Source organism: uncultured Mycobacterium sp. (assembly GCF_964249325.1).
GTDB lineage: Bacteria > Actinomycetota > Actinomycetes > Mycobacteriales > Mycobacteriaceae > Mycobacterium.
Genome location: NZ_CAXUCH010000113.1, coordinates 1 through 13,767 on the forward strand (window position 1 = coordinate 1; position 13,767 = coordinate 13,767).

Here is a 13,767-nt window from a genome sequence, read left to right on the forward strand (position 1 = left end):
GCCGCTGCTGCATGTGCCTGGCGATCTCGCTGAACATCTCCATGCCGGCCGCGGCGGCCTTCTCCGGTTCGTGGGCGCGGTCATGGACGGTGGAGTGCACCCAGTTGACCCACTCTTTGTAGCGGGACTCATCGAAGTTGAGCATCCGCAGGATCAGCCGGGCCGGCATCGGGGTGGTCAGTTCACCGACGATGTCGCATTCGCCGCGTTCGATGAAGGCGTCAATCAGCTCAGTGGTGAGTTCGGTTGCCAGGGACCGTAGTTTCTCCGCCGAGGCGGGGGAGAATTGGCGCAGCGTGACCTCGCGCAGCTCCTTGGTTTGCGGCGGGTCGGTCTCAATGGGCAGGATCGGGATGCCTACCGGGTTGGGCGGTATCCCTATCGTTGGGCAGGAGCTGAACAAGTCGTCGTCACGCGTGGCGTCGAACACCGGCGCGTAATCGACGAGAGCCCAAAACCCGCCGTGTGCATCGGAAAATGCGATAGGGCAACCTGATTCGCGCATTCGGCGGAATGTCCCGTACGGGTCTTCGCGGAACTGCCGCGAGTGGTGATCGAGGTCGATGCGTGCCCTCGATACGGTCTCGGTCATCGGCTTCCTTCCGCCTTCGGTGATTATGCGTGGGCCAGTACCGGCGGTTTGGTTGCTTCGGGGTCGGGATTGGCGATCGGAAGTCCCATGAAACGCCGTGCGTTGTCGCCCATGAAGTCATAGGTGCGGCGCCGATCCATACCTTCGGCGTACTGGTAGTAGCGCTTTGGCTCGGCCAGGCCCTCCGGATGGGGATAGTCCGACCCGAACAGCACCTTGTCCCAGCCCACGGTTTCCACCACGTCGGAAACTTTGCCTTCCCAGAAGGGGCTCACCCAGATGTTGCGGCGGAAGACCTCCAGGGGATGCTCCGGGAAGTTCTGCGGCATCTTCTTGTAGACGTCTTCGAGGTCGTGAAACAGCGGATGTATCCAGGAGCTGCCGTTTTCGACGCTCGCGATCCGCAGCTTGGGGAACCGGCTCAGCGTGCCGTGGCAGATCAGGCTGGTGATCATGTCGGCGATCTCGCGGTGGCCGAGCACAACCCATCGGAACGCGCTCATCTCCATGAAGCTGTTGGTGTCCGGCGGTTCCCACGTGTCGATGTACTCGGTCAGTGGCGGCTGGCTGGCGTGCAGCACAATGGGCAGCCCGGCAGATTCGACCTCGCGCCAGAACGGATCGAACTCGGGCAAGGCCGGTGAGCGCCAGCCGCGAAAGCCTTTGACCGGGGCGGGTTTGATCAGCGCGACCTTGGCGCCGTTGTCGAGGATGAATTCCAGTTCGCGCAGCGCTCCGTCGACTTCGGCGCAGTTGATCACCGGCGTCATGAACAGCCGGTCCTGGTAGGTGTATCCCCAGTGCTCGAGCATCCACTGGTTCAGGGCGTGGATCATCGCCATTGTCAGCTCGGGATCTTCGGCAGCGGAATGCTCGACGAGGTTGGCCAGCGTCGGGTAGACCAGGGTTTCGCGCACTTGCTGGCGGTCGAGCTCCTTGACGCGGTCCTCGGGGTTGCGCGTCGCCGGCGGAGCCTCGATGGGCGGCCCCTGCATTTCGCGCAGGGTCAGGCCCTCGGTGTTTTGTCCGGAATAGAACTTCTCGTGGCCACCGGGACGGGCGACGCGCTCAAAGGTGGGGTTGGGAATGTACTCGGTGATTCTGCCGAGGATCGCGATCCGCGTGCGCTTGCCCACCTGCACGAATTGCACGGCCTTCTGGTAGCGCTCGGGCAGGTGCTTTGTCAGCGCTTCGGGCAACTCGTACATGTGCTGATCGGCGTCGAAGATCGGCGCGTCGGTGAAATGCGTCATCGTGCCTCCTATGTCCCCTGCTCTTGAGCATGGCGGTGACTTGACGTTTATGTCAAGCACAACCGTCTTCAGGCGGTATAAGACTTATCTACCTCAGATGTTACTGCCTTGACACCTATGTCAGGTAAAGTTGCGGCCATGACGGTGACCTCAGGTGAGCGCCCACTTGATGCGCTGGAGATGGGCCGCGGTGAGCGGACGCGCGCGCTGATCCTGGAGGCAAGCCGGCAGCTATTTTTGGAGCGCGGATACGCCGGTACCCCTATCACCGCGATCACCGAGGCCTGCGGCATCTCCCGCGCCGGCTTCTACACCTACTTCAAGGACAAACACGACGTTTTCAACACCCTGGGCGAAACCGCCTACCATGATCAGCTGGCTGTGATCGAACGGTTGGAGACGCAGCCGCGCCCGTATCAGCTGGCCGACGTGCGGCGCTGGGTGGGCGAGTATTTCGCCTACATGGATCGCCACGGCGCTTTCGTGCTCTCGGCGTACTCCTCGGCGCCCGATGACGCGGCGTTTCGACGTTCACGCAACCGGATGGTGACGCGCTCGGCGTGGCGGCTCGGGCAGGCGATCGGCGGTAACGGCACTCACTCACCGGAAGTTCTCGGCGCGGCGGCCACCGGGCTTCTCGACCGCGCCTGGCATGCCGTGCAGTCGCAGTGGGTAGCGCTCGACCCGCAGGAGATGATTGCTGTTGTCGCGGAGATGATTTTCGCGATGATCGGCCAGCGGGAGTGAGCGCCCATGGGTGAAGCTATCGGATTCATCGGTGCCGGGCAGATGGGCGAACCGATGGTGCGGCGGTTACTGCAAGCCAACCATCACGTCCTCGTCTACGCCCGGCGTGACGAAGTCCGTGACCGGCTGGCCAACGCCGGTGCGCTGCTGGCGGACTCGGTCAGCGATCTGGCCCGCCGCAGCGACATCTTGATCTCGTGCCTATTCTCCGATGACCAACTTCGCGCAGTCGGATTGGGACCTGAGGGGTTGGCGGCCAACGCGAAGCCGGGTGCGGTTTTCGTTTCCCACACCACCGGAAACATCTCAACGCTCACCGAGCTGGCCGGCACTTCGCGGTCAACGATTCTCGATGCCCCCGTCAGTGGAACCGCCGAGGACATCGCGGCAGGGACCTTGACGATACTGGTAGGGGGTCCGCCCGATGCTGTTCAACGGGTCAAACCGGTGCTCGCCGCCTACGCCGACCCGATCATCGCGACCGGTGAATTGGGCAGCGCTCTCAATATCAAGTTGATCAACAATGTGCTTTTCGCAGCCAACTCCCAACTCGTCGCGGCCGCCGTGGAGGTGGGCCGGCGACTCGGGATCGACGCCGAGGCGCTTTTGGCAGCGTTGTCGGTGTGCAGCGCGGCCAGCAACGCGGCGCGATACGTCCAAAGCACCGGTGGCGTCGATGCTTTCGCCAACCTTGCAGCGCCGTTTTTGCGCAAAGACTTCGCCGCGGCCGTCGCCGCCGCCGAGGAAGCCGGGATGGACTTGGGGCTGCTACGGAGCGTGGTGGAGAACGGTCCGTTGGGCCTGACGGAGCAGGTCTCGGGCGCGCCATAATGCACGGTCGACGAAGCATGAATGGCCACACTGCCAGAAGGCTGTCGTCACATCGGGCGAAGCCAGCCGCGGCGGCCCAGTTCGGGGTGCAGCACGTCATCGTGCCACAACAGACAACCAGTGGTGGTCGCTGGATCGGCCAGGGCGACGCGCACAGCCGCTTCGGCGAACTCGCCGGCGCTTGCCCACTGAGTCTCGCCCGCAGCAGCAACGAGATTGCCAGGCGTCAACACGGGTTCGGATGGCAGTAGTGCGTTAACGGCGATTCCCTGACTCTGAACCGCAACCGCGACCGCTTGCGTCAGATAGTGCAGCGCAGCCTTGTTCGCCCCGTAACCAACGGGTGCTGCCATCGCTGTTTGCTGATACGGGCCTTCCCCGGGTACGAATGCCGCTGCCGAACCGATGTTTATGATGCTGCCCCGGCGTGATTCGATCATCTCGGGCAGCACGAGTTGCATCAACCGGAAGGCGGCAAACAGGCCGATCTGGAAATGCATTCGAAAAGCCTTGAGCGGCAAGTCAACAAATGGCGGCAGGTTCAGCACCGCAGAGACCTCGGAGAAAGCCGCTCCGCGCTGCGGGCCGGCTCGGCCGTTTCCTGTCGGCGGACGCCCGGGCGTGGTCAGCGCAGCGTTGTTGACCAAGATGCTTATGGGGCCCAGCGCCTCACGTGCGGAATAAAACACGCGCTCGACGTCGTCGGTACGTGAGAGGTCGGCCGGGATGGCTACTGCCTGCCCGCCTTTAGCCTCGATTTCCCGGACAACTTCATGGATGGTGCCTGGGTGCAAGGGGCTCCATTCGGACTCCGTTCGCGCCACGACCGCCACGGCGGCGCCTTCCTGCGCGAAACTGGTCGCGATGGCGCGTCCGAGTCCGCGACTGGAGCCGGTGACGATGGCTGCCCGCCCGGCCAGACGCGCGGACGAGCCGGCGCTCATCGCCAAGTTCTCCTCATGTGATCCTCCTGAGCGCATTCACTACGTCGATTAATAGCTCTACGGCGAGCGGATATGCTGCGCACAGCGATGTGCGGGTGAAGATGTTGCCGTAGCGCTCCGCCAATTGACGTGCCACCTCGGGGGCATCACCGATCGCGGCGAAGGCCTCCAAGACGTCGTCGCTGATCAGTTCGCTCAACTGGTGCCAGCGGTTGGTGACCGACAACGCGTAGAGCTCATCGGCCAGCGGGCCCCACCCTTGTTGGTCGAGGACTCCCCGGTAAGCCGGTGTCGAGCCGTAGAAAGCGATCTGCTTGCGCACGCACTCTTTGCCAGTCGACAGCTCGGTGGGTGTTCGACCGACAATGAACAACGGAGTACCGACAATCTCGTAGCTGTCGGACCGGTCACCCTGAGCGCCGGCCAAGGCCGGCAATGTGACTGCGTGAAGGTACATTTCGGTGTTAAAGGAATGGCAGATGAGCCCATCGGCAGCGTTTGCGGCCAGCGTTGTCATCGCCGGTCCTACTGCCGCGAGAAGCACCTTGGGCGGTCCATGAGGGTGCTGTTCAGGGCGAAACATCGGCGGCATCAGTGTGTGACTGTAGACGTCGCCCCGGAAATTCAGTTCGGCGTCGTCGCGCCAGCTTTTCCAGATTTCTCTTAGCGCAAAGATGTATTCCTGCATGCGGCCCACCGGTTCTGACCATGGCATGCTGAACCTGCGGGTGATGTGCGCTTTGATTTGCGCACCTAGTCCACGCACAAAGCGGCCATTCGATAGGACCTGCAGGTCATTTGCGAGTACCGCAGCCGACATCGGGTTTCGCGCAAAAGCGACCGCAACCGAGGTCCCCACGGTTACACGCTTGGTAACAGACGCAGCCAGACCCAGTCCGACGAAAGGGTCGTGTCGGACTTCTCCGGTCCAGATTCCATCGAAGCCCAGTTCTTCGGCCTGCCGTGCTGCGGATCTGGGATCGAGATCGTCGGGGATCGCGGTGTCAATCTTCATAACTGGCTCCCTGTATCCGTTATGCTGCGCATTTCTGCGTTACCTGAGCGGTTTCCACGTCGGTTGACGCTTATCGGCGAACGCTGAGACCGCCTCGTGAATATCTCCGGTTTGAGAACACATGATCTGGGTGCGATTCTCAAGGTCGAGCGCATGGCGCAATGATGGAGCATCGATGTTCTGCCACATCGTCTCCTTTGACATCCACACGGCCATCGGTGAATTCTTCGCGATCCTGCGGCAGGTTCCCAACGCACGGTCAACGACGGTTCCCTCATCGACCACATCGATCACCAAGCCCATGTCCTTGGCTTCCTCGGCGCCGAAAACTCGGCCAGTCAACATGAGTTCGGCTGCGCGTGATGCCCCGACCAGCCGCGGCAGGAAGTAGCTGGTGCCCATGTCGCATGCGGATATCCCCAGGGTGATGAAAACGGCGCCAAATTGTGCGCCCCGGCTTGCCAACCGGATATCGCTTGCCAGTGACAGCGAGAAGCCACCGCCGACGGCGACACCGTTCACCGCGGCTATCACCGGTGGCCGCAGTCGGTGGATCTTTTCGTGCAGCGAAGCAAGCCTTTCCTGCAGCGCGAACATCGCGCTCACGTCGTCGACATCGAGCTGAGCGACGTGGTCGTCATCGGTGAGATCCGCGCCAGCCGAAAATCCCCGCCCGGCGCCGGTCAATACGACAGCACGCACATGTCTGGACGCGCCCAAATCGTTGAACGCCTCATGCATCTCGGCGACCATGCCCATTCCCAGCGCATTGAGCTTGTGTGGCCGGTTCATCGTGACGATGACGATGCCCGGCTCAGCCTCGTCGACGATCAGTTCGGTCACTGCGTCCCTCCTCCGTGCTGCGTCGACCGCGTCGATGATCTTTTTCGGGAGGCTTGCCGGTGCTCGGCGGCGATGAGCTCATGGGCCTGGGGCGTCTGCGCTGCGACGCGATGCCAACACGACACCTCCGCGAACAGCTCAACCACCGCCCGCGTTTTGCGGCTCTCGGCAGATCCTTGCGGCCAGCAGTGTGCGACTTCTATCGTAATAAGATAAACAAATAAAGGGATCGATGCGAGCTGTCCGCGTCTCCGTAAGCGGCCGCCGGCAGGCGCCGACCTCAAACGGCAAAGCCGCAGTGGCCGGCAGACGGTGTGGTCAGCGAGTACCGCGCGTTCGCATCGAAGCACAGCGAGCAGGAGATGAGTTCGCATGACAACCGCGCCTGAGACGGGAACTGGCATCGACGGCGTCCCCGAAGTGGACTGGGCCTCGCTGCCAATGGCTACCGATCGCAGTGCCGGGTGGGCCGCGCTGCGGGATCTGGGACCGGTGGTGCTGACACACCACTTCTACTACCTGACCCGCCGCGACGACGTCTTGCATGCGCTGCGCAACCCCGAGATTTTCTCCTCGCGCAAAGCGTTCGACATGCTCGGCAGCCCGATGCCGCTGGTCCCCATTTCGTATGATCCGCCGGAGCACACCCGATTTCGCAAGATCCTGCAGCCCTTTTTCAGCCCGCACACCTTGAGCGCGATGATGTCGGATCTACAGGCTCAGGCCGCTGAGATCATCACCGATATCGCCGCCAAAGGTCAGTGCGAGGCAGTCAACGACATCGCCATTCCGTACCCGTCACAAGTATTTTTGACGCTGTATGGCTTGCCGCTGGCCGATCGCGATCAGTTGATTCGCTGGAAAGACGCTGTCATCGCACTGTCCGACTACGGCCCAAGTCTTGAAGGCGCCGATCTGACGCCTGCCGTGGAGTTGTTCACCTATTTGACTAACGCTATCAACGAGCGTCGGGCCAATCCGGGGCACGATATTTTGTCGCAGGTTCTCACCGGCGAGGAGCCACTCACCGACGCTGAAGCCATCGGGTTGAGCTATCTATTTGTGCTGGCCGGGCTCGATACCGTCACCGCGGCCATCGGATTCTCACTGCTCGAGCTCGCCCGCAACCCTGCGCTGCGGGCAGAATTGCGCCGCGATCCCGAGCAGGTGAAGGTGTTCATTGAGGAAATCGTGCGGCTGGAGCCCCCCGCGCCGATTGTGCCTCGGGTAACCACTCAACCGGTGACCGTCGGCCGCGTCACGCTGCCGGCGGACACTCCGGTGATGTTGTGCTTGGCGGCAATCAACCGTGACGACAGCGACGAGTTCTCAAACAATGAGTTGGTGATGGATGGCAAGGTCCACCGGCATTGGGGCTTCGGCGGTGGGCCGCACCGCTGCCTGGGATCACACTTAGCGCGACTGGAGCTGACCTTCGTGATAAATGAATGGTTAAGTCGCATACCGGAATTCGAAGTGCAACCCGGCTACACGCCGCAGATCGCGTTTCCTGCGAATACGTTCTCGCTGACCTCACTACCGCTGCGCTGGAAGTAGCCTCCTCGCGTCACGCGCAGAACCGCATCAGCGCGACGGTCTCGACGGCGCCCGGCTCGCCACGGGTGCTGGTAAACGAGCCGTTTTGGACGGTCCCCGGCAACCGGGAGCGAACAGGAGCCAGTTTCGCCTACTGCGGTGGGTAGCCGGGCGGCGGGTAGACGCCCCGCAGGATCCAGGGCAGCCAGCTGATGCCGAACTCAAGCTCGTCGCTGGCGTCGTAGTCGGGGACGGGATCGAGCGGGATGTTGTCCGATGAGGTCACAGGCGGCGGCTCGGCTCCGTTCCGGTTGCCCGGGGCCGCTCCTTGCGGCTGGCCGTATACGGCCACCACGACGGTGCGATCCGGACTGTTTTCCGACCACACCCCGACTTGAGAGTTGGCGCAGTTGGACATGATGGCGTTATACGCGGGGTTGTAGTACCACCGGTTGATCAAGTCATTGCCGCTGATTGCAATGGATTGGTTGATCGCCACCGTTTCGGCCACTTGACCGTGGAAGCCGGCGGCGTTGGCGCGGTCTTGTGGAGTGGACCCGTCTGAGCCGATGTCGCCGTCGATGTTTCGATTGTTGAGCATATCCCTGGTGTGCCGCTGCGCGGCCTGTTGAAGCTGCGGATTGATCCTGACGTCGTTGATGCAGCCGGCCTGGTGCTGCATGGTGTAGACGTTGGCAACGACAGCGTCGTTGAACCGTTTGTTGTTCGGTATCAGCGTGTTGATGTCGCCGTCTGCGTGGACCGCGGGAGTGCCCAGCATGGTGCCGGCAGCCCCAACTGCCAGTGCGGAAAGTGTCAGCGGTCGATACTGCATGTCATTCTCCTTGTTGTCAGCCGTCAGAGGCGGCGGGCGATGGTGGCGTCGCCCTCACCGGGGCCCAGCAGGGCCGTACTTGCGGTGATCGCATGGCCGGATCGGTGCGGTCTGGGAAGCGCTGTCCCACTGGCATAGTCGCGCCAATGCGGCTGTGGCCCAAGGCTCTTCGATCTCGCAGGCGCTTCTCACCCGCGCACGCTGCCGCGATCGCTGCAGCCTTGGTCGTCGACGACACGGCGGGTCCGGCGGCGCGCTCCCGCCAACACCCATTCGAACTGGTTGACCGGCCTTGACCGCCGGCGCAACGGACGCGTTGGCCGCGTCGCTGGTTGTCGGCCCACCCAATCGTCGTTGCAACCGGCCCGCCACCGACAACCCGCCGTGACGGTGTGATCTGCAATGTCATCCGGGGTGCCTCCGGTTCACGTGCAAGCCCGACGCTGTGGGCATCGTAGGTCCCAACTTTTGACGACGCAAATAAGATAGACATATTACGCTTTCGCCGGTCAGCGCGGAAAGGGTCGGCGTGACATCCGGCGGCAGCTCGAAGCAAGGCGCGATCGGCGTGCACCTAAAGGTCCAGGTAGCGCGCCACCGACGGGGATTGCCGCCCGACACTGGACGGGGTTCCAACGACAGTCGCAGCTGCCCTAAGCGGCCGCCGACGGCATGTGTGCTTCGTGATATCTGCGGCCGGGCACCTTGGCGGCAACTTCGCCAAAACCACTGGGCCGAGCCGACCGCAGTGGCGCATATCGTCTAGGGCTGCGGCTAACACGCGACCCGCACAGCGAAGCTAGCGGTTGTCCTGTGGCTGGGCTTGGCGGTGTCGAATCCAGCTGCGGTACCGCGGATTAGGTACGTCTGATCTTTCATGCTGGTATCGGCGTTGCCGCTGAGTCCTTCCGTGTAGCTGCCGGTAAAGCCGCCCAGATCGGTGATGGTGACGGACTTGGTCGTCAGCCGACTTTGATTGGACACCAACGCTGTGATTCCGGCTTCCCGGTCGCCAGCAGCGATTGTCGTCAATGGTCCTATTGTCGTGCACTTCACCGCGGTCGTTTCGAGTGGGGCTCGATCGTTGATCGTCACCTTCGCCGTTCCCGCGGGCAACGCCCCGGGTGGAAGTGAGGGGGGCGACGATGAGCAGGCCCCCACAGCCGCCGCGATCAGCAACATCGCTGACGCGTTGAGGAACGGCAACCGGTCCCCAGACAACCCGCCTCGGTTTCGTCTAGCCATCTCTGGCACACCTCCCGTGAGAGGAATGTAACCGCCGCGCAGCCCAACCGGTAGTGACTGGCTCAACCCGCGAAGCGGCCAGGGCCATACGGGCAGTTCTCAGCGCAATGCGCAACCATCGAGCGCCCGGAACCGATTGTCGGTAAATATTTTCGCCACTCGCACTGATCGTGGGCGCCAACAACTCGTTTATATACAACGCCAGCGCTGCGTGTGGTTCCAACCATTGTCGTGGCGACGCTAATCGGCCTTGGCGGGCATTATCGCCGCCACCGAATCCGGATCGTATCGACGGTCATCGACGCTAGGGCCGAGGTTTCAGGGAGGCGGCGAGCAGATTCCGAAGGACGCCCTCCTCGCCGCCGTCTTCGGGCCGGGCTGGTTCAGCGATGAGGCTGAAGTTGATCCGCACGATCCAGCGGGCCAGGGTGTAGGCCGGAAGGTCTTGGCGAATCTCGTCAGCAGCGGCGGCGGCCTCAAGACGCTGCACCAGCGCCTCAGCAATTTTGGCTCGCCACACTTGCGAGCCCTCAGCGGCTTGGTAGGCAGCGCCCAGAGCTTGGTGCTCTTCGATCAATGACTGCATTATCGGTGAGCTGCGGGCTATCTCGTTGCCGCGCAGGCTTGCTGCGATGAGTTGCTGCAGGAAAGGTTCGTCGGTCTGCCAGCACTGCTCGACGGCTTCCAGGGTGGCGACGAGCACTCGCACAAAGGAGGCCGCCAGCAGTGCGTCCTTATTCGGGAAGTAGTAGTACACCGTCGATCGGTGCACTCCCGCTCGCCGGGCGATGTCGCCCATCCGGGTGCGTACCGGCCCTTTTTCGGCGTAACACGCGTCGGCTGCAGCCAACAACCGTTCACGCGCCTCGTCCTCATCCGAGGGCGAGCCGGCGCCCCAGGAACCCATACGCTGTTGCTCGCGCTGAGCGGTCACAGATGCACACTAGGGCCTTCGTGGTACAAAGCTGACCCAGCACGCCTGACACCGTGGGAAGCCGCTCATCGACTGGCCTCACTGACCATCCTTGGCAGCACCGACGGCTGGGCGTGCGCTCAGCTGAAAGCGAGTGTCGCGATCGACGCTACGACTCGTCGCGACTGTCAGCGTCAGCCCGCGGAATCGTCGCACGCCTGCCCGCCGACCCCGAGCCCGCCAACCGGCATGCAGGGGATGGCGCGCATGCAGATGACCGATCACTGTATCGAGCAACCGAGATAACCGGGCAGCAACGACCGAGCGGCGATCTCAATCGGCTACATTCAGTGCCCTTCGGATGCAGTCAAGCCGCTTCAACTGTGCTTAAACGTACTAATGATTCAATCCGATATATAGATAGATGTTTTGCTGGATCGGCAGCGAGTGCGAGCCATTTGTGACAACTTCCGGCGCTGACCCTGCCACCCTAAGGCTCACATGAGCGCACTGGCTAGTCATCAGCCGCGCTAAATTGCCGATCGAGCCGAGGAAGACGCCGGCAGCCGTTCGGATGCTTCGGCTGCCGGCATTGACAGGACTCGATAGCGCCGCGGCCGCATGCCCCGTCACCAGCCGGAGCCACTTGTAGCTACGCATTACCGCTGGTCAGGTCGGGAGGTCATTGCGCCGACGTGAGCTTGGAATGTAGGCCATAGGCGACCAAGGGACCCTGAAGTGGTGTCCCTGCGGTCCGCAGCCGCCGTTCAGGGGCGCGTGTGCCAGACGCTGTAGAGCGCAGCGCGTATCGGAGGCAACTAACTAGTTTCTACCTGTCGTCCGCTTTTCTACAATTCTTTATGCTCTGCACTAATTAAGAAATCCCGAAGCCGATCCAAGATATGTACGTGGCGTTTGCTTGTCTTCTTTAGTGATCTATCTCAGCATGGTATATCCGAGACGCTTTACAGCGTCGACTCGATTGCCAATGGAGTCTCATAAAAAATATGCTAGCCGAAAGAGGTGGTGCGGAGCAAACGGATCAGGCACAGCCAGCGGTTTATAGAGCTAGATCGCCTGTCCAATTCGTCAGCGTCCGGAACGGCTCGGCTCCACGCGCCGCCTGCCAGCATCGGTGGTGTCTACGACCCAGTTAGGCGTGGTGAGCAGCCGCGACGGCCATTCGCCCTGCCGGTACCGCGGTCACAGAGTTGGCCGCCATTGCGACAAAAAGATTCAATTTGTCGGATCATCTAGCAAATCGACGCAGTTAGACAGATGTCCATTGGCGTGAGCACCCCAAGAATAAAATGGCGAAACGTTGCCGCCCATGAAACTCATGGTGTAGCGTCCGCTGTGCTGTGGGCCACACTGCGGGAACTCGGCATGTGATCTTTACCGCTACGGGAGGGATTCATCGGTCTATGCCGGCTGAGATGAGACGCGAGCGAGTGCGCTAGTGGTTGCAACGGACATCGAGCCTGCCCTGCCCGCTGCGCCTCCGGCGCGCGAGGCGCCCGTTCGCGTGACTGGCAGTCTCCGGGGACAGACCTTCGCCAAGCCGCTGCGCGAGGTCGGCAGCTACTTCGGCTTAACGCTGGACATCCTGGTGCAGATGTTGCATCCGCCGTTGGCCTGGCGGGAGTTCATCAACCAAAGCTGGTTCGTGGCCCGGGTGTCGATAGCCCCAGCCATCTTGTTGTCGATCCCCTTCAACGCGATGGCCATGTTCATTCTCAACGTCTTGCTGGTCGAGATCGGTGCCGCCGACCTTTCCGGCGCTGGCGCTGCGGCAGCGTCTGTCTTGTACATCGGCCCGATCGGGACAGTGCTGGTAGTGGCCGGCACCGGCGCTACCGCGATGTGTGCCGACTTGGGCGCTCGAACCATCCGCGAAGAACTCGATGCGATGCGGGTGATGGGAATTAGCCCGGTTCAACGATTGCTCGTGCCCAGAGTGCTGGCGCTCGGCCTCAATGGCTTGTTGCTCAACTCGATCAACACCATCATCGGCTTGGTCGCCAACTATTGCTTCTCGGTCTACTTCCAGCACGTCACGCCCGGTGCCTTCGCGGCGAGCCTGACGCTCCTCGTCGGGCTTCCCGACACGGTTATAGCCTTCGCGAAGGCAACTCTGTTCGGTCTTATCGCCGGCACCATCGCCTGCTATAAGGGCGTCACCGTCGGTGGCGGTCCCCAGGGTGTGGGCAACGCGGTCAACGAAACCGTGGTCTACACATTCATGGCCTTGTTTGTGATCAACATCGTCTTGGTCGCGGTTTCCACGAAGGCGACGATGTGAGCGCAGCCCCCGTCAGCCACCGGTTTGCGCCGACCACCGTGGGCGCAGGCCCCGGCCCGAGCGCGGTTCCCGCGGGAGCGCGGTTGCCCCGACTGACTAACAGAGTGCGCCGCTTGGTCAACGGGTGGAACCGGTTGGGCAGCCAAACCGCGTTCTATGTCAAGGCATTGGGCTTGACCTGGGATGCGATCGCTCGCTACAAAAGCGAAACGCTTCGCCTGATCGCCACGATGAGCATGGGCATCGGCGCGCTGGCCATCATCGGCGGCACCGTGGTGATCGTCACCACCTTGACGATGTCGACCGGTTCATTTGTCGCCATCCAGCTCTACCGAGCGTTGTCCGACATTGGGGTCGAGGCGCTGAGCGGTTTCGCCTCGGCCTTCATCAACACCCGCATCGCCTCGCCGCTGATCGCCGCGATCGGCTTGGCCGCGACCATCGGCGCCGGCGCCACCGCCCAGATAGGCGCCATGCGGATCAACGAGGAGATCGATGCGCTTGAGGTGATGGGCATCCGCACGATCAGCTACCTGGTATCGACCCGGGTGGTGGCCGGCGTGCTCGTCACGATCCCGTTGTGGGCAATTGCCGCGATGGCCGGATACCTGGCGACCCGCACACTTGTCGTCTATGTCTTCCATCAGGCTCCCGGCGTCTATGACCACTACTTCCATACCTATCTGCAGCCAACCGACCTGATCTGGTCTT

The 13,767-nt window shown here is 62.3% G+C and carries 12 protein-coding genes and 1 pseudogene; 5 read left to right on the forward strand and 8 right to left on the reverse strand.

Annotation, left to right across the window (positions count from 1 at the left end):
- Nucleotides 1–592, reverse strand: a pseudogene (locus tag ACFE99_RS14845) (cytochrome P450); the annotation flags it as partial.
- Between the two features lie 23 nt (nt 593–615).
- A complete protein-coding gene (locus ACFE99_RS14850) occupies nt 616–1,845 on the reverse strand; it encodes an amidohydrolase family protein (protein WP_375486528.1) in 1,230 nt (409 codons plus the stop codon).
- 138 nt (nt 1,846–1,983) lie between these two features.
- Between ACFE99_RS14850 and ACFE99_RS14855 the strand changes: the two genes are divergently transcribed.
- Both ACFE99_RS14855 and ACFE99_RS14860 read left to right on the forward strand, forming a co-directional pair.
- Nucleotides 1,984–2,592 carry a TetR/AcrR family transcriptional regulator gene (locus tag ACFE99_RS14855; RefSeq protein ID WP_375486530.1) on the forward strand — a complete coding sequence of 203 codons (609 nt, stop codon included), beginning with the start codon at nt 1,984–1,986 and terminating at the stop codon, nt 2,590–2,592.
- A gap of 6 nt (nt 2,593–2,598) precedes the next feature.
- A complete protein-coding gene (locus ACFE99_RS14860; protein ID WP_375486532.1) occupies nt 2,599–3,423 on the forward strand; it encodes an NAD(P)-dependent oxidoreductase in 825 nt (274 codons plus the stop codon).
- 47 nt (nt 3,424–3,470) lie between these two features.
- Here the strand turns inward: ACFE99_RS14860 and ACFE99_RS14865 are convergent, their stop codons facing one another.
- From ACFE99_RS14865 to ACFE99_RS14875, 3 genes are read right to left on the reverse strand one after another with little or no spacing between them, the layout of a single operon-like run.
- The gene (locus ACFE99_RS14865) at nt 3,471–4,367 is read right to left on the reverse strand and encodes an SDR family NAD(P)-dependent oxidoreductase (RefSeq protein WP_375486534.1); all 897 of its coding nucleotides are present in this window, start codon (nt 4,365–4,367) and stop codon (nt 3,471–3,473) included.
- A 13-nt stretch (nt 4,368–4,380) separates the two neighbouring features.
- Nucleotides 4,381–5,382: a TIGR03617 family F420-dependent LLM class oxidoreductase gene (locus ACFE99_RS14870; RefSeq protein ID WP_375486536.1), complete on the reverse strand. Its 1,002-nt coding sequence runs from the start codon at nt 5,380–5,382 to the stop codon at nt 4,381–4,383.
- A 39-nt stretch (nt 5,383–5,421) separates the two neighbouring features.
- The gene (locus tag ACFE99_RS14875; protein ID WP_375486548.1) at nt 5,422–6,216 is read right to left on the reverse strand and encodes an enoyl-CoA hydratase/isomerase family protein; all 795 of its coding nucleotides are present in this window, start codon (nt 6,214–6,216) and stop codon (nt 5,422–5,424) included.
- A gap of 381 nt (nt 6,217–6,597) precedes the next feature.
- On the opposite strand from ACFE99_RS14875, the gene ACFE99_RS14880 reads away from it, so the two are divergent.
- A complete protein-coding gene (locus ACFE99_RS14880) occupies nt 6,598–7,782 on the forward strand; it encodes a cytochrome P450 (protein WP_375486538.1) in 1,185 nt (394 codons plus the stop codon).
- A 130-nt stretch (nt 7,783–7,912) separates the two neighbouring features.
- Here ACFE99_RS14880 and ACFE99_RS14885 read toward each other — a convergent pair whose 3' ends face one another.
- The 3 genes from ACFE99_RS14885 to ACFE99_RS14895 form a co-directional block, all read right to left on the reverse strand.
- Entirely contained in the window at nt 7,913–8,596 is a 684-nt protein-coding gene (locus ACFE99_RS14885; protein ID WP_375486540.1) for a CAP domain-containing protein, read from the reverse strand.
- A 774-nt stretch (nt 8,597–9,370) separates the two neighbouring features.
- Complete coding sequence (locus tag ACFE99_RS14890; protein ID WP_375486542.1) at nt 9,371–9,841, reverse strand: lipoprotein LpqH; 471 nt, start codon at nt 9,839–9,841, stop codon at nt 9,371–9,373.
- 304 nt (nt 9,842–10,145) lie between these two features.
- Nucleotides 10,146–10,775 (reverse strand): TetR/AcrR family transcriptional regulator, encoded by a 630-nt coding sequence (locus ACFE99_RS14895; protein WP_375486544.1) that lies wholly within the window; start codon nt 10,773–10,775, stop codon nt 10,146–10,148.
- Between the two features lie 1,504 nt (nt 10,776–12,279).
- On the opposite strand from ACFE99_RS14895, the gene ACFE99_RS14900 reads away from it, so the two are divergent.
- Entirely contained in the window at nt 12,280–13,056 is a 777-nt protein-coding gene (locus ACFE99_RS14900) for an MlaE family ABC transporter permease (RefSeq protein ID WP_375486546.1), read from the forward strand.
- A gap of 38 nt (nt 13,057–13,094) precedes the next feature.
- A partial coding sequence (locus ACFE99_RS14905) for an ABC transporter permease (protein ID WP_375486550.1) occupies nt 13,095–13,767 on the forward strand: 673 nt, incomplete at its 3' end.